This is a genomic window from Dyadobacter pollutisoli, from assembly GCF_026625565.1.
GTDB classification, from domain to species: Bacteria; Bacteroidota; Bacteroidia; order Cytophagales; family Spirosomataceae; genus Dyadobacter; species Dyadobacter pollutisoli.
The window spans coordinates 6,741,387-6,765,433 of sequence record NZ_CP112998.1; the positions used below are offsets into that span (position 1 = coordinate 6,741,387).

16 protein-coding genes are annotated in these 24,047 nt (G+C 45.9%); 12 read left to right on the plus strand and 4 right to left on the minus strand.

Annotated features, from left to right (window positions below):
• Positions 1–8: 8 nt before the first annotated feature.
• The 8 genes from ON006_RS27995 (at position 9) to ON006_RS28030 (ending at position 8,312) form a co-directional block, all read left to right on the plus strand.
• Positions 9–2,558, plus strand: coding sequence for a PspC domain-containing protein (locus ON006_RS27995; RefSeq protein WP_244821492.1), 2,550 nt, complete (start codon positions 9–11; stop codon positions 2,556–2,558).
• A 60-nt stretch (positions 2,559–2,618) separates the two neighbouring features.
• The gene (locus ON006_RS28000) at positions 2,619–3,314 is read left to right on the plus strand and encodes a GIN domain-containing protein (RefSeq protein ID WP_244821493.1); all 696 of its coding nucleotides are present in this window, start codon (positions 2,619–2,621) and stop codon (positions 3,312–3,314) included.
• Positions 3,315–3,560: 246 nt separating this feature from the next.
• Positions 3,561–4,406, plus strand: a complete 846-nt coding sequence (locus tag ON006_RS28005; RefSeq protein WP_244821494.1) for an outer membrane beta-barrel protein — start codon at positions 3,561–3,563, stop codon at positions 4,404–4,406.
• Between the two features lie 19 nt (positions 4,407–4,425).
• The gene (locus ON006_RS28010; protein ID WP_244821781.1) at positions 4,426–4,944 is read left to right on the plus strand and encodes an acyl-CoA thioesterase; all 519 of its coding nucleotides are present in this window, start codon (positions 4,426–4,428) and stop codon (positions 4,942–4,944) included.
• Between the two features lie 53 nt (positions 4,945–4,997).
• Positions 4,998–5,366: a Rid family detoxifying hydrolase gene (locus tag ON006_RS28015; protein WP_244821495.1), complete on the plus strand. Its 369-nt coding sequence runs from the start codon at positions 4,998–5,000 to the stop codon at positions 5,364–5,366.
• A 183-nt stretch (positions 5,367–5,549) separates the two neighbouring features.
• On the plus strand, positions 5,550–7,100 hold the full coding sequence (gene gltX / locus ON006_RS28020; protein ID WP_244821496.1) for a glutamate--tRNA ligase: 1,551 nt from the start codon (positions 5,550–5,552) through the stop codon (positions 7,098–7,100).
• A gap of 122 nt (positions 7,101–7,222) precedes the next feature.
• Positions 7,223–7,480, plus strand: coding sequence for a hypothetical protein (locus tag ON006_RS28025; RefSeq protein ID WP_244821497.1), 258 nt, complete (start codon positions 7,223–7,225; stop codon positions 7,478–7,480).
• Positions 7,481–7,532: 52 nt separating this feature from the next.
• On the plus strand, positions 7,533–8,312 hold the full coding sequence (locus tag ON006_RS28030; protein WP_244821498.1) for a TIGR00266 family protein: 780 nt from the start codon (positions 7,533–7,535) through the stop codon (positions 8,310–8,312).
• Between the two features lie 79 nt (positions 8,313–8,391).
• Here the strand turns inward: ON006_RS28030 and ON006_RS28035 are convergent, their stop codons facing one another.
• From ON006_RS28035 to ON006_RS28050, 4 genes are all read right to left on the minus strand, one after another.
• Positions 8,392–10,395: a T9SS type A sorting domain-containing protein gene (locus ON006_RS28035; RefSeq protein ID WP_244821499.1), complete on the minus strand. Its 2,004-nt coding sequence runs from the start codon at positions 10,393–10,395 to the stop codon at positions 8,392–8,394.
• A 149-nt stretch (positions 10,396–10,544) separates the two neighbouring features.
• Positions 10,545–12,125 (minus strand): RagB/SusD family nutrient uptake outer membrane protein, encoded by a 1,581-nt coding sequence (locus ON006_RS28040; protein WP_244821500.1) that lies wholly within the window; start codon positions 12,123–12,125, stop codon positions 10,545–10,547.
• A gap of 38 nt (positions 12,126–12,163) precedes the next feature.
• Complete coding sequence (locus tag ON006_RS28045; RefSeq protein WP_244821501.1) at positions 12,164–15,406, minus strand: SusC/RagA family TonB-linked outer membrane protein; 3,243 nt, start codon at positions 15,404–15,406, stop codon at positions 12,164–12,166.
• Between the two features lie 661 nt (positions 15,407–16,067).
• Complete coding sequence (locus tag ON006_RS28050) at positions 16,068–17,159, minus strand: Gfo/Idh/MocA family protein (RefSeq protein ID WP_244821502.1); 1,092 nt, start codon at positions 17,157–17,159, stop codon at positions 16,068–16,070.
• Between the two features lie 223 nt (positions 17,160–17,382).
• Here ON006_RS28050 and ON006_RS28055 point away from each other — a divergent pair, with 223 nt between their 5' ends.
• The 4 genes from ON006_RS28055 to ON006_RS28070 all read left to right on the plus strand — a co-directional run bounded on the left by ON006_RS28055 (position 17,383) and on the right by ON006_RS28070 (position 24,032).
• A complete protein-coding gene (locus ON006_RS28055) occupies positions 17,383–19,419 on the plus strand; it encodes a DUF3857 domain-containing protein (RefSeq protein ID WP_244821503.1) in 2,037 nt (678 codons plus the stop codon).
• Positions 19,420–19,480: 61 nt separating this feature from the next.
• A complete protein-coding gene (locus tag ON006_RS28060; protein WP_244821504.1) occupies positions 19,481–21,373 on the plus strand; it encodes a DUF3857 domain-containing protein in 1,893 nt (630 codons plus the stop codon).
• Positions 21,374–21,481: 108 nt separating this feature from the next.
• Positions 21,482–22,981, plus strand: a complete 1,500-nt coding sequence (locus ON006_RS28065; protein ID WP_244821505.1) for an aldehyde dehydrogenase (NADP(+)) — start codon at positions 21,482–21,484, stop codon at positions 22,979–22,981.
• A 49-nt stretch (positions 22,982–23,030) separates the two neighbouring features.
• Entirely contained in the window at positions 23,031–24,032 is a 1,002-nt protein-coding gene (locus ON006_RS28070) for a 4-hydroxyproline epimerase (protein WP_244821506.1), read from the plus strand.
• Positions 24,033–24,047 lie beyond the last annotated feature (15 nt).

The window sequence follows — 24,047 nt, forward strand, 5'->3', positions numbered from 1 at the left end:
TTTCAATCATGAAAAAGACAATCAGCATTAATATAGGTGGTATCATCTTTCATATAGAGGAAGACGGTTACGAAAAACTGAAAAGCTACCTTTCCTCGATACAAAAGTATTTTTCTTCTTTTGCCGACAGCAAGGAAATCGTGTCCGACATTGAAGGCAGGATTGCAGAGCGGTTTTTCAACAAGCAAAAGGCAGAAAACAAGCAGGTCATTTCACTTTCTGATGTGGATGAACTGATCGCAGCAATGGGAACAGTAGCCGATTTTGAAGCCATTGAACAGGCAGAAGACATTCTGGCCGATCCATTGGAATCAGCTCCTGCACAGGCTGCTGCACCGCAACCAGAAACGGCTACATCATCAACTTACAACGCTCCGAAAACCGAGCCGGTAACACCGCCAACAGCCCCGAAAAAACTTTACAGAGATTTACGCAGAAAACTTTTAGGAGGCGTTGCAGCTGGTCTGGCGCATTACTTCACCATTGATCCGATATGGGTACGGCTTGCGTTTCTTTTCGCTGTGGCAGGCTTGCCAGCTGGTTCAGGAATGCTCGACTTGAATATGGAGGATGAATTTGGTCCGTTTTCAGGGTTTATGGTATTGGTTTACATTGCCATGTGGGTAGCATTCCCCGGTTCATCAACACTGGAAGAGGACACCAAGATCAAGAAATTTTACCGTGATCCGGACCGTAAAGTAGTGGGCGGTGTAGCAGCGGGTGTAGCCTCTTATTTCGGGGTAGACCTTGGCGTAGTACGATTCCTTTGGGTTTTATCTATCCTGCTTTTTGGAACCGGAGTTGTGGTATACATTGTATTGTGGGTCATTGCGCCGGTTGCCAATACGCTTACTGAGAAAATGGAAATGCAGGGGGAGCCGATCACGCTTTCCAATATTGAGTCCAATATCAAGCAGAGCCTTAATCTGGAAGAAAAAGGTGGTGAAGAACATGGTCTTACCAAAGTGTTGCTTTTCCCTTTCCGCGCCATTGCGTTGGTCATAGGAGCATTGGGGAAGCTGCTTAGGGGCCTGGGTCCCATCGTCAGAATTCTGATCGGAGCATTTTTGATAGCGATGTCGGTATTGGGCTTGCTCACATTGGTGATCGGTGGAGGGGTAGCATTGGGGTTGACTAATTCAACAACTTTTGATAATCTGCCTATTCCCTTTCTGATTTTCCAGGAACTGCCGAGCGTTTTGATTTTGTCAGGTATTCTGGTAGCAGCTATCCCATTGATCACATTCCTTATCCTGGGTCTGACGCTTTTGTCCAACAAAAAAATCGTTGGTGGATCAGTGTGGCTTACGATGCTGGGTCTATGGATCGTAGGGATCATCGGTAGCACCATTGGTGGTGTTTCCTATCAACGCAATTTTGCAAAACGTGGAGAAGTAGCACAAACCATATTTTATCGGGCACCTGTCGGCACGCTTACACTCGATTACAATTACGGAGATGACGACGAGTATGTGGATGTTGATATCAGACTGGCGGGATATAGCACGACAACTGACAGCATTAAACTTGACAAAACATTACATGCACGTGGCAAAAGCCGCCAGGAAGCGGAAAAGAATGCATCGGGATTGGTGTATAATGTTGATGTCAAAGATTCAGTGTTTCTTTTTAAAGAAGGCCCATTGCTGGCTGGGCATGGACCTTACCGGGACCAACGCATTGACCTGACTGTCAACATTCCCTATAATAAAAAGTTTGTGATGACAAGCGATTTTTATTTTTCCCTTAATCATTGGGAAACTAATCAGCGAAACCTCGAACATTATGATCTTGGGAATAACCCGGACATTATCTGGAATAACCTGATTTGGGAAATGCGCCGTGATTCGGGATTGATCTGTACCAATATCCCTGCCAAATACATACGTACTGATAGTGAGGAAAGTCAGGATAATTCAGGATACTCATTTGAGTATGACGACAATAGCGACCTCGAATTGGGTGAGCGTGGCAACTATAGCAAACAATTCCCTGTTGGAGATTTCAAAAAAGTAGACATTGGCGGAGCATACTCTATCATCATTCGTCAGGGAACCGAATACAATGTAACTGCCGACAGCGAGGAGTCTCAGGAAGTGGATGACCTGAAAGTATATGTGGAAGATGGTACATTAAAAGTAAAACGTTCGACCGAGTTCAGCCTTTTTGACAGCAATAAATGGAAACGGATCGGACTGGTGATCACGATGCCGACTGTGGAAGCGTTGTCATTGTCGGGCGCTAATAAAACGCTGGTTACCGGCTTCAAAGGACTTTCCAGGTTGAATGTAGATATTTCAGGTGCATCGAAATCGGAGATCAATGTAGAAACGGACCAGCTTACTGTTGGAGTTTCGGGAGCTTCGAAAGCTACTTTGAAAGGTTCCGCCAAGTCGGCTAATCTCGACGCGCACGGAGCCTGTAAAGTGACAGCCACCGAAATGAATATTCAGAATGCCGATGTCGATGCATCCGGTGCATCCAGGGTCGAACTTGGAAGGGTACCTAATCTGAACCGTCACGCCAGCGGCGCCAGCAAAATTAATGTACAGGAATAGTGGCACCTCATGCAACTTTTGAGATTGTGTTGTCATCTTTTCAAAAATCTAATTAATACCATGAAAAAGTCACTCGTATTTTTCGCTGCGGTTTTCACGCTGGCAATATTGTCAATGAACGCAAATGCGCAGGAGTCCCGCAAATTCTCGGCCTCCGGTTTCACCAAGTTGTCAATGGGCAGCGCATTCAAGATCGAAGTAAAACAAGGTTCTGGCTTCAGTATCACTACTTCCGGACGCAAGGAAGACCTGGATGATTTGGAGTCGTCTGTAAAAGGTGGAACATTTCACCTGGGTTACAAAGGCAATGGTTGGAACAAGAACAGAAAAACGGTGAATGTCGATATCATAATGCCTGCGCTGGAAGGAGTTGACTTTTCGGGAGCAAGCAAGGCTAATGTTTCGAAATTCACCGGTGTGAAAAGCATGGATATTGAAGTTTCCGGTGCTTCCGGGGTAACAATGGCGCTATCAGCCCCCAAAGTAAGCTTCGATTTGTCGGGCGCATCTTCCCTGACTTTGGTTGGACAAGGCGACGTACTAACAGGCGAAGTGTCAGGAGCATCCTCATTTAAAGGAAGGGAGTTTTCAAGCAAAACCGTTAACATCGATGCTTCGGGAGCAAGCAGTGCAGCAGTAGTAGCGAGTGCAACCGTCAATGCAGAGGCCAGCGGTGCAAGCAGCATCCGGTACTCAGGCGGAGCAAAAGACATTCATTCCAGCACCTCGGGAGCTAGTTCAGTGAAAAGAGATTAATGATTTAATATTCACCATGAAAGTCAAACGGACCTGCATTTTTGTGGGTCCGTTTTTTTGTTACTGGCAATCCTGGTACCGGTAGGTAGTGACGCGGGCAACGTTCTCCTGAGCTGTATTCACATTAATCGTAGTAGCCTCAGGATATCCCGAAGTGTTAAGTAACCCATGATAACTTTCACAATTTGGGATAAATCAGTTTCTTTTACAACTTGCAACGTTCAACAGACGACAAAGGCTCACGTTATGATCAGAAAATATATACTTTCCATTGCGCTACTTCTGACTTTTTTCCAAAACGCTGCCATTGCTCAGGGTAGGAACAAGTTCGGCAGCCGCTATACCAATCCTTTCGGGGTTTTGAGCGTTACGGCTGGTCTTGGTATCGCTTATTATACGGGTGACCTGGCTGATGGGGTTAATATGAAGCACCTTGGTTTGGGGCCGTCTATTTCCCTGGGTGCGCAGTATCGCCTGACTGAGCATGTGAGCGCGCGCGGAGAACTGAGGTTTTATCAGGTATCCGCTGATCAGAAGTATTCCAAAAATTTCCAGAATAACCTTTCATTCAAGACATTCAATCCTGATCTGAACCTGGGCTTGCAGTTCGATCTGTTTTCTTTTAATCGTCAGGCTCCTATCAATCCCTACATTTTCGGTGGAGCCGGGGTTACCTTATTGAATCCAAAAGCCAAAATTGATAATGAATGGGTTAGCCTTGCCCCATTAACGACCGAGGGCATCAAGTACAGTCGCCTGCCTCTGGTGTTCACAGGAGGTATAGGGGTTTCATTTAAAACATCCCAGCGCCTGAGCCTTGGGGTCGAGCTTTGTAATAATTTTGTCAATTCCGACTACCTGGACGATGTTAGTACGGTGTATCCAAACCCTGATCAACTTCCAAATGATCTGGCGCGCAGGCTTTCTGACCGTGCCCCCGAAATAGGCGAGCAGCCCCGGCAACCGGGATGGAACCGTGGCAGCGCAAAAAGCAAAGACAGTTACCTGTTCCTGCAGGTTCGGGCGACTTACCTGATCGGGAACAGAATGCAGGCCATTGAGAGACGGAAAACCCGTTGTCCAAAGTTTTAATCCATTTGAATGCATGATGATGTTGAAGCCGAAAAAAACCCACCAGTCCGAAGTAACCATGACCGAAATGGTACTTCCCAATGATACCAATACACTTAACAATCTGATGGGAGGGCGGCTTTTGCACTGGATGGATATTTGCGCAGCCATTTCCGCACAAAAGCATTCCAATCGCATCGTCGTGACGGCATCTGTGGACAATGTATCTTTCACCGAACCGATAAGGTTAGGCAACATTGTCACGATGCGGGCCAAGGTAACCAGGGCATTCAATTCCTCCATGGAAGTATATCTGGAAGTATGGGCTGAGGATATTCCGGCAGGCCAGCGTGTGAGTACCAACAGGGCTTTTTACACATTTGTAGCTGTTGACCAGAATGGTCGGCCCATTGAAGTTCCGGCATTGGAACCCGAGACGGACGAGGAAAAAGAACTGTTTCTGAGCGCACTTCGTCGTCGACAGCTGCGACTTGTGCTGGCCGGGCGTATGAAAGCCGCAGAAGCTACCGAACTGAAAGCACTTTTTCAGGCCGATTAAGGCGGTAGGAACACCATAATTTGGTAATTTTACCGGATAATCCCATTTAACATATGTCCAAGGAAATCATATTTTCAGATAAAGCGCCGGCACCGATCGGACCTTACAGCCAGGCTGTTAAAGTAAACGGAACTGTTTATGTTTCAGGACAGATCGCCGCAGAGGCATCGAAGTCGGGCGACATCAAAGCTGAGACTGGCCTGGTCATGCAAAATATTGGCCATATTCTGGGCGCAGCTGGCATGGGCTTTCCTAATGTCGTGAAAGCGAGCATATTTTTGAAGGATATGAATGATTTTACGTCCGTGAATGAAATTTACGGAAGCTTTTTCACCAAAGAACCTCCTGCCCGTGAGACCGTACAGGTTGCGCGCCTGCCGAAGGATGTGAATGTAGAAATATCAGTGATTGCAGTGGAGTAGAAGGAAGGTCAGGTTGGTCATTTATTGTCAGGTCATTTATAGTCAGGTGTGGTCACTTATTGTCAAATTTTGTAAAAACAACAAATGACAATCCATGACAACAAATGACGATCAATGACTAAAAATGACGATCATGATAACGAATGACAACTAGTTATATTAAGTAAAATAGTTTCAGCATAAATGAATAGTCAACCCGTTCGAGTAAGATTTGCCCCCAGCCCAACCGGCCCGCTTCATGCAGGTGGTGTGCGTACCGCTTTGTATAACTATTTGTTTGCACGCCAGCAGGGTGGCCAGATGTTGCTTCGTATTGAAGATACAGACCAAAACCGCTACGTTCCCGGCGCGGAAGAATATATACTTGATGCTTTACAATGGCTGGGTATTGAAATTGATGAAGGCCCGCAGCAAGGCGGCCCGAACGCACCGTACCGCCAGTCGGAAAGAAAAGAAATGTACCGTGAATATGCGGAAAGACTGATTCAGGAAGGAAAAGCGTACTATGCTTTCGATACGCCCGAGCAGCTTGACGATATGCGTAAGCGCCTCGAAGCGGCCAAAGTAGCCGCCGCGCAATACAATGCGATCACCCGCACTGAAATGACCAATTCGCTGACTTTGTCCGCCGAAGAAACAAAAGCACGCATTGATAGCGGGGACCCTTATGTGATCCGGATGAAGATCATGCCAAAAGAGGATATCCGTTTCAATGACCTGATCCGTGGGTGGGTAGTAGTGCATTCATCGCAGATTGATGACAAAGTATTGTTGAAATCTGACGGCATGCCTACCTACCACTTGGCCAACATTGTGGATGATCACCTGATGGGCATTACCCATGTGATCCGTGGCGAAGAATGGCTTCCATCGGCTCCATTGCACGTTTTACTATATCGTTACCTGGGCTGGGAAAGCACCATGCCTCAGTTTGCGCATTTGCCTTTGCTTTTAAAACCTGATGGAAACGGAAAGCTATCTAAACGCGATGCGGACCTGGGCGGTTTCCCGATCTTCCCGCTGGAATGGACTGATCCTGTAACCGGCGATAAAGCCAGAGGTTTCCGTGAAGAGGGATATCTTCCTGCTGCTACGGCTAACTTTCTCGCATTGCTCGGCTGGAATGCCGGTACGGAGCAAGAAATGTTCAGTATGGAAGAGCTGATCAGTTCTTTCAGTTTCGAACGTGTTCATAAAGCAGGTGCGAGATTTGATATTCAGAAAGCAAACTGGTTCAATCAGCAATATTTGAAACAGTTGGATGACTCGGCCATTATTGCGTCATTGATACCACTTTATCAGGACAAAGGAATTGAAGTAAGTGAAGCGCAAATTGTCCAAATCGTTCATTTGCTGAAAGACAGGGTACATTTCGTCAAAGAGATCGTCACAGAATCTGTCTTTTTATTCCACGCGCCGGATACTTATGACCAGGATGTGGTGGCTAAGAAGTGGAATGAAGAAGCTGTCAATGCTATTTCCGGGTTTAAGGATGCATTGGCGCAATTTGAAGGAGATTTTGTCGCACATGACATTAAAGAATTGCTTTCGGCTACAATGGAATCCCTGGGTATCAAAATGGGCAAGATCATGCAGGCACTGCGTCTTGCGGTAACTGGTGCCGGAACAGGCCCGGACCTGATGATCACCATGGAGATTCTGGGTAAAGCTGAGGTGATCGAGAGGCTGGAAAATGCAGTTGACCGTTTACCGGCGCAAATTCGCCTGGCATAATCCTAATATTACCGCATGATCAAATTACTTTGAAACCGGATTGATCATTGCATAATTTCGTAATCATTGAAACACTCCCGTGGAAACGGCCCCCGTGGAAACGGCTTATTTCGATCAGACACATGGCTAAGAAAAAACAAGCAGATACGTCCAAGCCAGCAGCGGAAAAACCCCGCGTTCATAAGGATCTGGACGGTTTTGACATTCAAATCAATTCATTCGGTGAAATTACCACCAGCTTTGATATGGACCGTATCAATGAATTTTTGAATAAAAATGTGGATGACAAAAAGCTACGCGACCGGGAAGATATACCAGGCAGAAAAACACGGAAGTCCAAGAAAAAAACGTCTGAAGAGGAAGAAGAGGAGGAGGAATAGCAAGCCGTTACTGCAGTTCAAACTTACTATCAATTAAACCTTTTGCGTAAAGATGATCTCACACGAAATTGATTACAAAATTATTGGCGACGATATCCAGGTCGTAGAAATTGAGCTAGATCCGAATGAAACAGTGATCGCGGAAGCTGGTGCAATGCTTTTTATGGAGGACGGCATTCAGTTTGAAACCAAAATGGGTGACGGCTCAGAGGCTAATCAAAGCATTATGGGCAAGATTTTCCAGGCTGGTACGCGGTTGATCACAGGAGAATCGCTCTTCATGACTCATTTTACAAACCGCGGGGTAGGGAAGAAAAAAGTAGCTTTTTCGGCTCCATATCCAGGTACCGTAATGCCTATTGATCTTTCGAAAATCTACGGCAATGAGCTGATCGTTCAGAAAGACGGCTTCTTGTGCGCGGCAATGGGAACGAGCATGAAAATACATTTTAACCAGCGTTTCGGATCTGGTCTTTTTGGCGGAGAAGGTTTTATACTTCAAAAGCTGAAAGGCGACGGCCTTGCTTTTGTGCACGCCGGAGGAGTCGTGATCGAAAGGCAGTTGAATAACGAAACATTGCGTGTCGATACGGGGTGTGTGGTTGCATTCGAGCAATCATTGAGCTTTGATATACAGCGTTCTGGTGGGTTGAAATCAATGGTTTTTGGTGGTGAAGGAATGTTCCTGGCTACATTAAGAGGTACTGGTCGCTGCTGGATCCAATCCATGCCGATCTCCAAACTGATCCAGAGACTATCTATCGCCGGCCCTAATGCAGGAAAAGAAAGCGGTTCCGTGATCGGTGGATTAGGAAGGTTGTTTGAAGACTAATAGTTGAATTTAAAGCAATAGATAAAGGCAAGTGCACGCGCGCTTGCCTTTCTTTTTAGTCAAACTGGGTGTTTCAGATCTATTTGAACAATATCCTCTGCGTAGTACTACCGGTATCTGTCACGGTTTTTAAAATATAAACACCAGAAGGCAAATGATACACCGGTCGCACAGTGATCAGTCCAATCGCTTCCCGGTCGGAGGTATAGACGGGATGCTCATTCCCCGAAATGTCAAAAAGCATACATTGGATGGTCGTACCGGTTTTCGCTTTCAGGTAAAACTGCTGATTGGCCACTGGATTTGGAAACACCAGGAGATCCGGCGGCGCTCCATTTAGGAAAATGGTGACAATGGTGGAATACGCCACGGTACCATTGGCATATTCCATTCGAAGCCGGTAAAAAATGCTACCGCCACCGGGGTTATTATCCTTGTAGCCATAAACCTGTGAAACCGTACCTGCACCCGCGAAACTTTGCAGATCATTGTAATTGGTACCGTCCGTGGTCTTTTGCAAGATCATTTGCTTCAATTCCGGGTCAGCAGCGAGCAGCCACGAAACGTAAATGCTTTGACTTTCTATCCTGGCCGCAATGGTGTTGACAAACTCAACTTCTTTATAGTTACTGTTTACATAAAATTCGTCCGATACGCTTCCCGGGAGTACCGGTTTACTGGCAGTGAGCCTGAGCCTGTAATCACCATTGGGAACGTTGGGCGGAATGGTAATAGCTAACGGGCTTTTCGTGCCGGAGCCTGCATTGGCTACATATTTGCCGGTTTTATCCAGTAGCTCCGCTTGCATTGAAATGGTGCCGCTTGCTTCGCCGGTGAGCTCATAAGGAAGGGTAAATGATGCGCCCGGATACAATCGGGCAGGGGTGACACCCGTGTGAATGAAGTATGCGGGCTGAATAGGGATGATCTTTTTTACAATAGAATCTGGCAAACTGCGGTTCCAGGAGGTTGCGGCCAATGTCAGACCTTGCAAACCGCCTGTGACATTTTCAAAGTGACCCGAAACCGGTCTTGGAATTTGAATGGTATCGAGGTAGGGGCCTTTGAATATATTGAAGTTTTTGATCTCGGTTAGCCTGTTCTGTGCATTCAAGATGGGGAGATAGGGCTCCTTTTGTGTATTGCTGGCCGAATTTCGGGCAATTACCCATGGAATGTTGTAACCGGTGTCCAGCCTGCTGTTGGCTATTAGCGTTCGGATGTAATTGAAATAATCGTCTTCTTTGAAACGAAGCTGGGCATCATTTTCACCGTGTGACCATAGCACCGCTCTGATCCCGCTCCATGAAGCAAAGTACCTGATCGTGTTGACGATATTGCTGTAAGGTTGTCGGTTTGGCCAGAATTTGCCAACATACAAATTATAGGCATCCTTGCCCGAAGCAGCGTCGCGGTAGTTTTCGGAATTCGCCGCCGCCCAGGCCGCATTGAAAAAGAGTACTGGGGTGTTCCACCTTTTCGATAGCATTTCGCCCAATTTTCCCCAGTACCAGGCAGTTTCGCCATTGGGAAAAATGTAATTGTCACTTTTGAGTATTTCAAATTGTGGTGGCTGCATAGGGTCGTCGGGGGCCACCGTAATGTTTTCCGCATTCAGGGTTTTGTTGACCATATTCATGGAAATCACCTGTGAGGACATACTTTTCGCGCCCAACCCAGGCAAGCCCATTGCATTGGAATTACCGGTTACCATCAATACTTCGCCCACACCCACCCGCGGCACGGTGACCGAATCGGTAATGCCCTCGTCAGAATACCCGATCAGTTTTAACTGGTACCAGCCTGTTTCAGCTTTTATTACGGTATTCAAAAACCCTTGTTCTACCTGTTCCTGACTGAATGACCATTGCTTCGCCTTATGTACATTTCCTTCAATGGGAGTAAGCAAAGCGGCGATGCTTTTGTAGGGAAAGTGGGCATATCCCGTCACCGGGATCGTGGCGTTACCATCCGCGTCCCGCTGCATGATCTGGTTGTTAACTGGTGAAGTGATGACCAGCTGCGCATAAAGATTAACTGGGCCAGTGAACAGAAAGAACAGGATTTGTAGCCATTTCACCATTTGCGGGATTTCTTGTCAGAATGTTTTAACGAATGAATTTAACCGAAAATTGACTTCAATGCGAAAAGAGGTGACATCTTAAATAAAAAAAGCCCGGCCCGATCACAGTTTATGCGATCGGGCCGGGCTTTTTTCTCTAATTCTAATACTTAGTAACCTGGGTTCTGAGTTTTCAGGCCTGGGTTGTTGAGCATTTCCTGTACGCCAAGCGGGAACAGCAAATGCTTCTCCTGCAAGGTTGCTCCTGTGCTTATGTTCAGGTTGACGTGACCTACGAAGTTATCAAACCCTTTGGTTTTTTCGTTGAATACCTTGCGCAGACGAACCATGTCGAACCAGGTAATACCTTCATAGGCGAATTCGTACCAACGTTCTCTCCAAACCGCCTCACGGAAGGTTGCTGCGGTGAAAGTTCCCAGTTCAGGCGTGGTAAGCTTAGCCCGGTCACGAATCCTTTTGTAAGCGTCATAAGCTTCCTGATTAGGACCACCCACTTCATTTTGCGCTTCCGCATAGATCAGCAATACTTCCGCATAACGGATCAGGTTCACGTTCAGGTTATTCAGTTTGGTAGGCGTAATACCTGGTCCGCCCAATGCAGCGATGTTGAAGTATTTGAAGACATACGGTGCATCCAGGCTGAACTCCGCTCCGGTACCGTTGATATAGTACGAAGTATAGAACCATCCTTCCTGGTTTTTGGTACGTAAGTCCCCCGTTTCATACGAATTATAGAAGGAGAGTGTCGGTACAGTACTACCAGTTCCACCCGGACCTGAATAGGTTACCGCTTTGAAGTTCGGGAAATAATCGTTTAGCGGGAACCCGCCAACACCTGCCGCGGCAGCATTGTACTGGATCTGGAATAAATGCTCAACCCTGTTTTTAAGGTTTTCCTGGTGTAGCTCCTTATAAGTCGGGAAGAGATTTACAGTTGCGGGATTTGCTTTTGCATAGGTAATTACTTCCAGGGCTTTGTCCGCAGCAAGTTTGTAATAAGCTGCGCCTTTGCTCAATGGAAAGCCTGCCATGGTCAGATACACTTTCGAAAGCAATGCTTTTACAGCCATTTGGCTTGCGCGACCGTTTACATCTGTCAACGGAAGACCAGCTGCTTCTGCTTTTTGCAGATCTGCAACGATCAGGGCATATACTTCTTCCTGAGGAGCGCGGGTTGCGAAGAAATCCTCAGATGTAGCTGTTTGAGGCTTTGTAACCAAAGGAACATCTCCCCAAAGTCTTACCGCATTGAAGTAGGCCCAAGCACGAAGAAAAGAAGCTTCTCCAAGGAGTTTCGTTCTTTGTGCTTCGGTTGCAGGTGCCTTATAATCGATCGTAGGAATTTTATCCAGGGCCAGGTTGGCATTCGCGATCAGGCGGTAAAGACCATTCCACCAGTTTACGACATGTCCTGTGTTTCCGTCGTAAGTAAGGGAATAGAGGTTGTTCAAATCCGAATTTTGACCTGTTTGCGTCGACGCAGTTCCGGTTACTGCTTCCAGCATCTGCCAGTTGGCAGAGAAAATACCTGCGCCGTCTCCGTAAAAGCGTAAGTTAGCATAAGTTGCAGCTATGGCAGCTTCGGCGTGATCTGGAATCGTGTAGAAACTCTCAGGTGTAAGGTTCACCGGATCTTTTTCGTCCAGAAAATCGGAGCAGCTCGTTGGGCCAAGCAATATAGCACCGCAAAGCATGGCCTTTCCTATATTTTTCAAATGATATATCTTCATATTAAATGTCTGTTTATAAAACTATGTTAACCTGTTCATTAAAATGCGATCTGCAGACCAGCCAGGTAAGTGGTTGGTTTAGGATAGCCATGCCAGATCATACCTTGTGAAAATACGTTGTCCCCGTCTCCACCGCGAAGAGGTGTCATTTCAGGATCACCAAAAGGATATTTGGTTAGCAAAAAGAAGTTCTGTGCTGATACATACACTCTCAGTTTGCTTAGCTTGATCTTGTTGACCATTTCCGACGGGAAGTTATATCCCAATAGCAGGTTTCTGCCGCGAAGGAATGAGCCGTCGAAAATCCAGTGCGTATCCACGTTGGTTACATAACCTGCTTTTGTATCACGCAGCTGTGCAATAGGTGTATTCTGGTTCTCAGGAGTCCAGGCGTTCAACACGCTCGTGTAGCTGTTTGCCAATGAAACACGGTCCTCACTGGCGTGCAGGTTCATATCCATTACATCATTACCATATGAAAACTGCATATCGAATGTAAGGTCAAAGTTGCCGTAACGAACTGTGTTGGCAAGTGTTCCCCAGCCTTTAGGGCTACCGTTTCCAATGATGCTGCGGTCTTTATCAGTGATAGCGCCGTCGCCGTTAACATCTTTGTACTTGATATCACCTGGCAACATTTTAAATGCGCCACGATAGGTGGTAAATTTGGCTGCCTCGTCTCTTTCAGCCTCGCTCCATGTTCCCAGACGTGTAAGTCCCCAGAAAGCACCAGCTGGTTGTCCGATACGGATAACACTGGTTGGGTTAGTAATACCCGGTCCACCCACGTTGAAGATATCCGAAGGTGTCGCAAGAGATAGTACTTTACTTCTGTTGAAGGAAATATTGAAAGTAGTGTTCCAGCTAAAATTGCCTCTTTCTATGTTAGTTGTGTTCAAAGCTAGCTCAACACCCTTGTTTTCCATAGATCCAATGTTCTTACGAATTACAGCATAACCGCTGGTACGTGGAACTGGCGCATCCAGAAGCATATCCGTGGTTTTTCTGTAATAGTAATCTGCTTCAACCGAGATTCTGCCTTTCAGGAAGCTAATTTCAAGACCAGCGTCGGTCTGTGCTGTTTTTTCCCATCTCAGGTCAGGGTTAGCAAGTCTGTTGATACCTGTTCCACCAACCCTTGTGTCGCCGTAGACGGTAGCATAGCCAGAGCTCAAAAGTGACAATGACGAGTAAGAAGGGATTTCAGAGTTACCTGTCAAACCATAGCTGGTTCTCACCTTCAAATTAGAAATCAATGTGTTTCCTTTTAAGAACTCTTCGTCAGAAACTTTCCAGGCAAGAGCCGCAGAAGGGAAGAACGCAAACTTGTGGTTGTCTCCAAATTTAGACGATCCATCTGCGCGGCCAGTTACCGTGAACAGGTATTTGTCCATCAATGTGTAGTTCACACGACCAAAATAGGAATTGAACGCGAAACGTGATGCACCTGAACCAACAGCCGGGAGCGTTGCACCTGCTCCAAGGTTATTAAAGGTGAAGTAATCCGTTGAAAAGTTACGAACACTGGCACCGCTTGTTGCGATATTGGTTTCCTGCCATGAAATACCCAGCAAAGCGTTAACGCTATGGATACCTCCGAAGGTTTTGTTATAAGTAAGGTAGTTTTCAAAAGACCAGAACGTCTCTTTTCTGTTGTCTTTACTGGCTGTACCAGACTCGCCGATCCGTAGCGTTCTTGTTTCCGACTGGTTCACTTCCTGCTGTACCACATTGATACCCAGTACTGAACGCATTTCAAGACCAGGAGCAAGTGTTATATTAGAATACAAACTTCCAAGTGTAGTCTGCGTATTCAGGTTGAACTTACGGCCCATCAAACGGTGAACTGAGCTGAAAGAGCCTTCTGCACCAGGATAATCCCGGTTGTTTGCATAAGTGCCGTCAGGGTATTTTACCGGAAGAAAAGGGAAGTCTTCTACCATTTGACGTGGCACAGCGTCGTTGATATCCACAAGGTTTTCAGCCTGGTTGTTGTAGCTCAGGGTTGCACCCATTCTTAGCCACTTTTTAACCTGGTCATCAATGCTGAATCGTGTCGAATAGCGTTTCAGGAAAGAAGTTTTCAACAGGCCCTGGTCATCGCGGTAATTGAGCGAGATTGCATAGGTTGTTTTATTGTTACCGCCGCTGATACCAAGCTGGTGATTCTGAGACAATTTGTTTTGAGTTGCTTCTCTAAACCAATCTGTATCGTAATTCGGTGCAAATTTTTTCGTACCGTCCGGGTTCGTGGTAACCGTGAAAATATCAGGGTGTGCGGCCTGTAACGCTGCACGGCGGATCTGAGGATTGTGGGAGGCATAGCTACCTGCTGCCCATCCGGTCGGATCGTAAATCGCCATGTTTTTATACGAAAGGTCTTCCACGTCCAGATACTGCTGAGCGTTGAGCACGTCCGCTCTTTTTGGGCCGACAGTAGGCACGCTCAGGTCCAGATTGTAAGTGATTACACCTTCTCCCGCTTTTCCTTTTTTGGTTGTAACAAGGATTACGCCGTTAGCACCTCTGGCACCGTAGATCGCAGTTGAAGAAGCATCCTTCAACACCTCCACCGATACGATATCGTTCGGGTTGATGTAGTCGATTGCCTGGCTTTGCTGATTCTGGTTTCCTTGTGGAAGCATTACACCATCCACTACATACAATGGGTTGTTTGATGCGTTGATCGAGCTGAAACCACGGATACGAACGTTACCACGTCCACCTGGGCGTCCTGAGTTTACGTTTACCTGTACCCCGGATACTTTACCCTGCAGAGCCTGGTTCAACGAAGGAGCTGGGCGCTCTTTCAATTGATCTTCTTTAACGGAACCAACAGATCCTGTTAAGTCAGATTTCTTTGCGGTACCGTACCCGATAACGACTACTTCACTTAGTGCTTTGGAATCGGATTCGATCGCAACGTCCAGAGTTGAGCGGTTTCCCACTTCAATTTCCTGGCTTACATATCCTACGAAGCTGAAAACCAATGTAGCGCCATTGTCAGGGATCGACAGGGTGTAGCTTCCTGTTCCGTCCGTAGTTGTTCCCGTGCTGGTTCCTTTAACCACAACGTTCACGCCCGGCAGGCCGTCTCCATTTTCTTTGTCGGTAACTTTACCTTTGATTGTTTTATCTATTCTGGTGAAAGAAGCAGTCGCGTTTCCAACGTTGTTGTGAGCGGCTGCTAGCAGGGGGCACGAGAGTGCCGGCAGTAACAGTAGGGAATTCCGGATGCCCCTCATTCGGAGCAACCACTGGTTGGTATCGGTATTTTTCATGTAAAGGTCGGTTTGTTAAACGTTTTTCATGCGTTAGATTTAAATTTTAGCGTTTAGGATTTTCGGGTTAACCAGGTTTCTTTTTTGTTCATCATAGATAAATTGTTTGAGGTTAAATTGAGTAGTTTGAAAAGTTATAAGTAATATTTGTTTAATTCTATTTGTTTTCGATCATGAATTGGCATCTGCGTTTTGCCAACGGCATGGACTATATGACGTCCTGGTTTAAATTTAAGAGGGAGACTGCTGCAACAATAAGTTTTCTGACGTAGCTGGGGTTGACGGATAATGAACTCAGAAAAGCAGGAGACCTGCCTAAAAATCACTCAAAGTTGTTTGGTGTCGGTTGCGATTAATTAATATGTCTTAAAAATGCCTTGCAATATTATAATATTAAACACTAAATTTTGAATGAGGGTCGGAGAAAAAACATAATTATTTGTGCAAACGTTTGCATAATTTTAGCTTAACATTGGAGCTTAGTCCCGCCTGATCAGGCAGTTAGTTTCCATTTAGATACAAAAAAACCGTTTTGCACCTGAATTTGGCAAAACGGTTTCTTCTTAAAAAATCAACTATTTCTGGATGATCAGTATCAGCTTTTGCAAAAATACTACATGTAAGGCATGAGATTTGTTGCTATAAAACTGCCTTGGCAGTGTTAAGCGAGGTCCACAGTGCGCCCTGAACGTACCGATTCGTCGCAGGCAAATGCGATTTGTAAACTCGTCACGGCATCCTGCAGGTGATCTGTCAGATCGAGGTTTTCACGGACTGCTTTCAGAAAGTAACGCTGTTCGCGGTTACATAGCTCCTGGTGGTCCGGCTCGTCTTCCAGATTGATCCAGGTATCCTCCTGTACAAACTCATCCTGATCGTTCAGGTCGGCATGATGTATACGAATGGATTCTGTTTTGGTATGTGCTTCCACGGACGAAGACTTACCACTTCCGCCCGCATCTTTGGCAACAATGGAAGCAGATCCTTTCGGTCCGATCACATCTTTTACGAAGAAGGCAGTTTCGCTGATCATGGGCCCCCAGCCAGCCTCATACCAACCTACTGATCCATCCTCAAACCAGATTTGAAGTTGTCCATAATTGTAATTTCCGGCAGGGATATCTTCCGTCAGGCGCGCGCCGATCGCATTCACACGAAGTGGTTTTGAACGCGTCATCTGACACATTACATCAATATAATGTACACCGCAGTCCACGATTGGGCTCAGGCTTTTCATCAGGTTGCGGTGAACTCCCCACATGTACCCGTGACTTTGCTGATTCAGGTTCATACGCATAACGAGTGGCTTGCCCAGGTTTTGAGCTTCTGCCACGAAACGTTCCCAGGAAGGGTGAACGCGCAAAATATAGCCCACAACTACTTTTTTGTTAGCCTTTTTCGCAGCTTCTACCACACGCTTCGCTCCTTCTACGGTGTCAGCCAATGGTTTTTCGATAAACACATGTGCTCCCGCTTCCAGCGCCTTAACCGCGAAATCCTCATGCGTGTCCGGGTAGGTCGAAATACAGACAGCATCAGGCTTGGTTTCCAGCAATGCAGCATCGTAATCGCTGAAAAGGCTGTAACCACCACCTAGCTTCTCGTTCAGGGTTTCCTTGCTTTTTCCTGTGGAAACGATCCCGCAGATCTCAAAACCGTCCAGTAACTGATAGGCAAATGCATGGGATGCGCCCATATTGCCACAACCGACTACCAGTACGCGAAGTGGGCTTTCATTTTCAAAAGATGACATAATAAATGGGTAATGTTAAGATTTTTGGGTTAGTATGGAATAGGTAATGAAGCAACAACGCGGTGCTTCATTTCGTGTCAAAATTAGGGATTTAAATCGTTTTTCGCGGGGAGACTTTTTTGAGTGAAAAAAAATCTCCGATCAGTTACAAATATTTTTTGAAATTAAAATTATAGCTGCAATAATGCAGCACTTTATACCCCTTCACTATTTAGTTTTTTTTATGGCTTACTCTTTACTTCGGCAAAGAAAGCTCTGCTTTGCGAACCTCAAAGTGTTCATCCTTCCATTATTATTCATTTCATTCACTGTTTTAGGCCAGGACGATTTCAAGCCAACATTTGGTGTGATAGACAAAGCTTCGCTCGAAATGACCGAGTTTCCAGGAGACAGTACTGCCGACGCTGTATTTCTTTACGACTATGGCGAGGCGACATTTGCGCTTGACGCTTACAAAGGGTTTGTTATTAAAATGAAAACCTGGGTAAGGATAAAAATTCTCAAAGAATCAGCCCTGAATCGGGCGAGTGTATCATTACCTTATTACGAGGGGTCGAAGTTATCTGAAAAAGAAAAGCTGGATGATATTGACGGGTATGTTTACAATCTTGATAAAAATGAAATAGTCGCCACCGCGATGGACAAGAAGTCTATTCAAATTGAGAAGGCAGCTGACTTTTATTTAATCAAAAAATTTAATCTTCCCAATGTAAAGAAGGGATCAATATTAGAATATACTTATACACGCAGCACTCCTCTCGCTGTCCAAAATGCTCCTGAGATGTGGGCTTTTCAAGGGACCGCCCCTATCAAATGGAGTGAGTATCGCGTGTCTATTCCCAACTTTCTTCAATATCACATCACATTGGGAGGTTACCTTCCATTTCATATCAATAGATCTCAGTCGGTCGACATGTCCTTTGGGGAGAAATTATATGATGGTACAGGTACGGCCTACAGGTTGGTAGTTAAGGATTCGCCCGCATTCATTAATGAACCTTACATTACCACGGACACAGACTACATTTCTAAAGTAAGCTTTGAGCCGTCGGGATATAAAGTTGCCGGGATTATTACGGAACAATTTACGGAAACATGGGATCAGGTGGATCGGGGACTTAGAAACTCACCCTGGTTTGCACCGGAGACCAATAAAATGCCATTTGGAAAAGAAGTACCTGAGTCTTTTTGGGGGAATAAAATAAGTAAGGTCGAAAAGATGAATATTGGGTATAACCACATAAAAAGAGCTATGAAATGGGATAAAACCAGTGGCTTGTATCCCATACCCGAACTAAAAAAAGCATACGAAAATAGGAAAGGGAATGCAGCTGCCGTTAATATGTTGCTTCTTGGGTTATTGCGCAAGGCCGGATTGGAGTGCGACCCTGTACTGTTGAGTACACGCTCCCATGGACGGATTTTTAAGGAATTCCCTTCTCTTGAAAGTTTCAACTACATCATTTGTCGGGTCAAAATAGATAGCATTGAATATTTGCTTGATGCTACTCAGCAGTATATGCGACTAGGATCTGTACCGGAGCATGCATTGAATGGTTTGGGCCGGCTTATTCCTAAAGAGTATCAGGGCGAGTTCCTTGAAATTATACCAAAGGATTCCAGAAACAAGTTGGAAATTATCGAGGCAGAAATAATACCTGATGAAGGTAGTTTAAAAGGTTGGTACAGTGCCTCATTGGGCGGTTATCAGGCATTGGATTGGCGGGAGCAATATGCGGACGAATCGGAAAAAACGCAACTTGATGATGATTTTAAAAGGGAATTTCCCGACTGGAAAATCGAACAGCTGAATGTGTCAAACAAGTCGGAAAAGTTGGAATTGCCGGTGAGTTTGAAATGTGAATTTGAAACTGATGTTGAGACAGCTGCTGCCGGATTATTTTATTTTAATCCAATGCTGGCAGGTAAAATGGAGGACAATCCTCTTAAATCAGTAAACAGAATATACCCGTTAGACTTTACGACCAATATCGCGACCTCTTTTCTTGGAAAATATACATTACCTGATGGGTATGTTATTGAGGAAATGCCCAAATCGGAAGTAATCAGTCTACCTGGGGGTGCGGCTAAGTTCTTATATCAGGTAAAGCAGGATGGTAACATTATACAGGTCAGTAGCAAAGTGACCATTAATAAGATTAAATTCTTGCCGACGGAATATGCGGGTCTCAGAGAATTCTTTGACAGGGTCGTAAAGAAACACTCACAACCTCTGGTAATTAAGAAAAAGGGCAATTAATACATCTCCATTTGTGATGCGAATCAAGTTATTGTTTGTTAAGACTGCATTTTTTTGGGCGATGATTATTTCATCGATCGTAAATGCTCAATCGGATTTAAGTGTTAGCAAAATCAAACCGGATATTGTTAAGGAAGCAGATGCAGTAGTGCGTCTCAGCGAAACAGTTTGGGAAATAGAATCAATAGGAGAAGCTCGACTGAGTGAACATTCAATTGTGACCATATTTAATGAAAGAGGAGAAGCATTGTACGGCCAGTTGAGCATTGGATATGACAAGTTTACTAAAATTACAGATATAAATGGCAAACTGTACAATGCAGACGGCAAGCTAATCAAAAAGCTTAAAAACGCTGACATTCAGGATTTTGGCTATGGATTAGGCAGTGATGACATTACTGATGCACGGATCAAGACGGCCGGGTTTGGAAAAAAGGCTTATGCATATCCCTATACCATTGAATTCAGCTACGAATCGAAGAAAAGGAACATGATGTTTTATCCTTCGTGGATGCCACTTGCCGATGCCAGTGCCGCAGTGGAGCATGCATCTTACACAATTAAAACGCCGGCCGGATTTAGATTTAGGTATAAGGAGTACAATGGCGTCGCAGCAGTTGTGAAAAAGACCGAAGCGGGTAGCGATCTCTATCAATGGGTGATGGATAACAAACCTGTTGTGAAGAAAAACGATCTCTACCCCTTACCATTAATGGATCAGTCGCCCCTGGTTATGGCGGCGCCGACAGACTTTGAGATCCAGGATTACCAGGGGAATTTCAATAGCTGGGAAGATCTCAGTAAATTTTACTACGCATTAAATGCGGGTAGGGACGCACTTCCACCAGCAACGGTGGCGGAAATTAAGACGGTTATCAAAGACGCCAAATCGGACCGTGAAAAAGTGGAGCTGATCTACAAATGGATGCAGGCTAGATCGCGCTATGTGAGCGTTCAGCTGGGTATCGGTGGCTGGCAGACGATCGATGCTACAACGGTAGCAGGCAAAGGATACGGGGATTGCAAAGCATTGACCAATTTCACATTGGCAGCACTTAGGTCTGCGGGAATAACGTGCCATGCAGCGCTGATTCGTGCGGGGGAGGAGGAAAAAATTAAGGCTGATTTTCCCAGCAGCCAGTTCAACCATGTGATCGCGTGCGCCATTATTGCAAAGGATACGGTGTGGCTTGAATGTACCGATCAAACCTCCCGTCCTAATTTTATGGGCACGTTCACAGGTGGTAGGCACGCCTTGCTTGTGATGCCGCAGGGAGGAAAACTGGTTTCAACTATAGATTATAAGTCGCCACAGAACATTCGAAAAAGCAAAGCCAACGTTAATCTGGAAGAAACCGGCGATGGTATCGTGGACGTGCAGGTGCTCTATACCGGATTACAGCAGGAGTCCAGATCGAGTGTACTGCACAATGGAAACAAAGAAGAGCAAAAGAAATGGCTCATCAATCACATTAACCTGCCAAGTCTTGATTTGCAACGTTTTGAGCTGCTGGAAAATAAAGAACAGGAGCCGACGATCACTGAAAAGCTGACGTTGAATGTGCGGAACTGTGCAACGAAAACGGGGACACGCTTGTTCATCAAACCGAGCCTGTTAAGCCGACCTTTTGAACTACCCGCTGTTTCTGAGCGCACAAGCGATTTTTACCTGCCATTGTCTGAGTACAACTTTACCGATCTTGATACAGTATCTTATCAGGTTCCAGTGACTTATAAAATGGAAACAACCTTACCTTCGGCTCAAATCAGTTCAATTTTTGGTTCCTACGAATCCCGGGCCGTTTTTGAAAATAACAGGCTCGTTTGTTCGCGAAAAGTAATAATGAATGGCGGAAGGTATGATGCCAAAGATTTTCCTGCGTGGTTAGACTTTCTTAAAAAAATCCGAAAAGCGGACCGCGCGCAGGTTGTATTCGTCGAAAACAAGCCTTGACAGAAATGCTGTTTATGTTAAAATTGGTCAGTAAATGATTAATACATGAGAATGTTGGCATTGCGTAATCAGTTACTTTTGAAATAAATTGAGATCCTGTATTTAACTATGACTACATCAAAGCATACATTGGAAAGCATTCTTGAAAAATCACAGGAAGCGTTTAACATCATCAACACCTATTCCATCTCAAAACGAGTGGCTTTCATGCGGGTTGTTGCGGATGAAATTGAAGCCCTTGGTCCGGAACTGATCCAGACCGCCATGGCAGAATCGAACCTGCCCGAAGCACGTCTGGCTGGAGAAAAAGGAAGGACCATATTTCAATGGCGCAGCTATGCCGATGCTGTAGAGCGTGGCCAGTCGCTGGACGCCAGCATTGATACCGCCAATGCAGAGCGTACACCGCCCAAGCCGGATATCAGAAAAACCAATGTCGGACTAGGCCCTGTGGCTGTTTTTGGAGCGAGTAACTTCCCGTTTGCATTTTCGACAGCGGGCGGTGACACGGCCAGTGCCATCGCCGCGGGTTGCCCGGTGGTGGTAAAAGCACATCCGGGCCATCCTAAAACTTCGCAGATCATGGCTGACGCGATCAGTCGTGCGGTGGAGAAAAGTGGTTTTCCAGAAGGAACATTTGCTCATATTTTTTGTGAAACCAATGAAGAGGCTCAGGCACTTGTAAGTCACCCGGTGATCAAAGCTGTTGGATTTACGGGATCAAACCGTGGCGGACTGGCGTTGGTGGACATTGCCAACAAGCGTCCTGAACCGATTCCGGTTTTCGCCGAAATGGGCAGCATTAATCCGGTATTTCTCTTACCCGGAAAACTAAATACTTCTGCCAGCGAGACAGCCAAGCAATATGCCGCCTCACTGACTTTGGGTGTAGGCCAGTTCTGTACCAATCCCGGATTACTGATAAGCCTTGATGGACCCGGACTTGAAGAATTCGCGGAGGCATTGACTGAGGAAATACTGAAAATAGTGCCTGCTCCAATGCTCAATGCAGGTATAGCAAAAGGATACACGGGCAATCGCCAAAAAGTGATGACCCAATCTGGGGTAGAATTGCTCGCTGTCGCGACCGCCGAAGCAGCGGAAGGCCAGGGTGCTGCTACTGTCGCGACGGTTTCAGGAATTGACTTTTTGATCAATGATGACTTGCAGCAGGAGGTTTTTGGGCCATTTGCGTTAATTGTTAAATGTAAGGATGCCGAGGAGCTGCTGGCAGTTGCAGGTAAAGTACATGGGCAGCTTACCGCTACATTGCTGGCGACTGGTGAAGACCTTGCGACCTATCAGGAACTCGTTGCAGTGATTCAGACTAAATGTGGACGGATCATTTTTAATAATTTCCCTACTGGCGTGGAAGTTTGTAAATCCATGCACCACGGCGGGCCATTCCCATCGTCGAGCACCAGCCAGTTTACATCTGTCGGTGCCGATTCGATCAAGCGTTTTGTGAGACCATTGAGTTTCCAGAACTGGCCGGATGAATTTTTGCCTGACGAATTGAAAAATGAAAATCCGTTGGCTATTTTCAGAACAGTAAATAATGAGGTAACGAATGGGGCTGTCGGCGATCGGCCGTCGGCTGTCAAGTAAAAAATATCAGAGGCCGAAAGCTGATAGCCGACGGCCGAAAGCCAAAGTTATGCGTAAAACATTTTTTTGCATTGATGCCCATACCTGTGGCAATCCCGTGCGTGTCGTAGCGGGCGGCGGGCCACTTTTGCAGGGTAATAGCATGATGGAGCGTAGGCTTCATTTTCTCAAAGAATTCGATTGGATCAGAAAAGGGCTGATGTTCGAGCCACGCGGGCACGACATGATGAGTGGTAGCATATTGTACCCACCCGTTGATCCTGCCAACGATATTGGTGTATTGTACATTGAAACCAGTGGTTGCCTGCCGATGTGTGGCCACGGAACGATCGGTACTGTAACTATTGCGATCGAGGAAGGCCTGGTAACACCCAAAATTCCGGGCAAGCTACGGTTGGAAACACCTGCAGGACTTGTTTTAGTAGAATATGTTCAGGAAGGTAAAAAAGTTAAATCAGTCAAGCTGATTAACATTAAGTCGTTTCTGGCTGCTGAGAATTTGCAGGTGGAATGTCCTGATCTCGGTACATTGACTGTGGATGTGTCTTACGGAGGTAACTTTTATGCTATCGTCGATCCACAGGAGAATTTCAAAGGCATTGAAAACTATACTGCCGATCAATTGATCAGTTGGAGCAGGGTTTGTCGTCAGCGAATGAACGAGCAATATAAATTCGTCCATCCTGAAAACGAACATATCAACGGCCTGAGCCACTTCCTCTGGACAGGGGCGACATTAGACCCGACATCTACTGCACGTAATGCGGTTTTTTATGGAGATAAAGCCATCGACAGATCTCCCTGCGGCACCGGTACTTCGGCCAGAATGGCCCAATGGCATGCCAAGGGCAAACTGAAACAAGGCGATCAATTTATTCACGAAAGCATCATTGGTTCCAAATTTACAGGCACAGTGGAGGAGGAGGTTACCATCGCAGGCAAACCTGCCATCATTCCGGGCATCGAAGGTTGGGCAGTCGTGACGGGCTACAATACGATTTTTATTGACGACGAAGAAGATCCGTATGCGTTCGGGTTTCAGGTGTTGTGAAATTGACGATTGACG

Coding starts and splice junctions, on each gene's coding strand:
- ON006_RS28065 (WP_244821505.1), top strand. CDS start 21,482: ATGACTACATCAAAGCATACATTGGAAAGCATTCTTGAAAAATCACAG.
- ON006_RS28030 (WP_244821498.1), top strand. CDS start 7,533: ATGATCTCACACGAAATTGATTACAAAATTATTGGCGACGATATCCAG.
- ON006_RS28040 (WP_244821500.1), bottom strand. CDS start 12,125: ATGAAGATATATCATTTGAAAAATATAGGAAAGGCCATGCTTTGCGGT.
- ON006_RS27995 (WP_244821492.1), top strand. CDS start 9: ATGAAAAAGACAATCAGCATTAATATAGGTGGTATCATCTTTCATATA.
- ON006_RS28050 (WP_244821502.1), bottom strand. CDS start 17,159: ATGTCATCTTTTGAAAATGAAAGCCCACTTCGCGTACTGGTAGTCGGT.
- ON006_RS28025 (WP_244821497.1), top strand. CDS start 7,223: ATGGCTAAGAAAAAACAAGCAGATACGTCCAAGCCAGCAGCGGAAAAA.
- ON006_RS28000 (WP_244821493.1), top strand. CDS start 2,619: ATGAAAAAGTCACTCGTATTTTTCGCTGCGGTTTTCACGCTGGCAATA.
- ON006_RS28015 (WP_244821495.1), top strand. CDS start 4,998: ATGTCCAAGGAAATCATATTTTCAGATAAAGCGCCGGCACCGATCGGA.
- ON006_RS28060 (WP_244821504.1), top strand. CDS start 19,481: ATGATTATTTCATCGATCGTAAATGCTCAATCGGATTTAAGTGTTAGC.
- ON006_RS28005 (WP_244821494.1), top strand. CDS start 3,561: ATGATCAGAAAATATATACTTTCCATTGCGCTACTTCTGACTTTTTTC.
- gltX (WP_244821496.1), top strand. CDS start 5,550: ATGAATAGTCAACCCGTTCGAGTAAGATTTGCCCCCAGCCCAACCGGC.
- ON006_RS28070 (WP_244821506.1), top strand. CDS start 23,031: ATGCGTAAAACATTTTTTTGCATTGATGCCCATACCTGTGGCAATCCC.
- ON006_RS28055 (WP_244821503.1), top strand. CDS start 17,383: ATGGCTTACTCTTTACTTCGGCAAAGAAAGCTCTGCTTTGCGAACCTC.
- ON006_RS28010 (WP_244821781.1), top strand. CDS start 4,426: ATGTTGAAGCCGAAAAAAACCCACCAGTCCGAAGTAACCATGACCGAA.
- ON006_RS28035 (WP_244821499.1), bottom strand. CDS start 10,395: ATGGTGAAATGGCTACAAATCCTGTTCTTTCTGTTCACTGGCCCAGTT.
- ON006_RS28045 (WP_244821501.1), bottom strand. CDS start 15,406: ATGAAAAATACCGATACCAACCAGTGGTTGCTCCGAATGAGGGGCATC.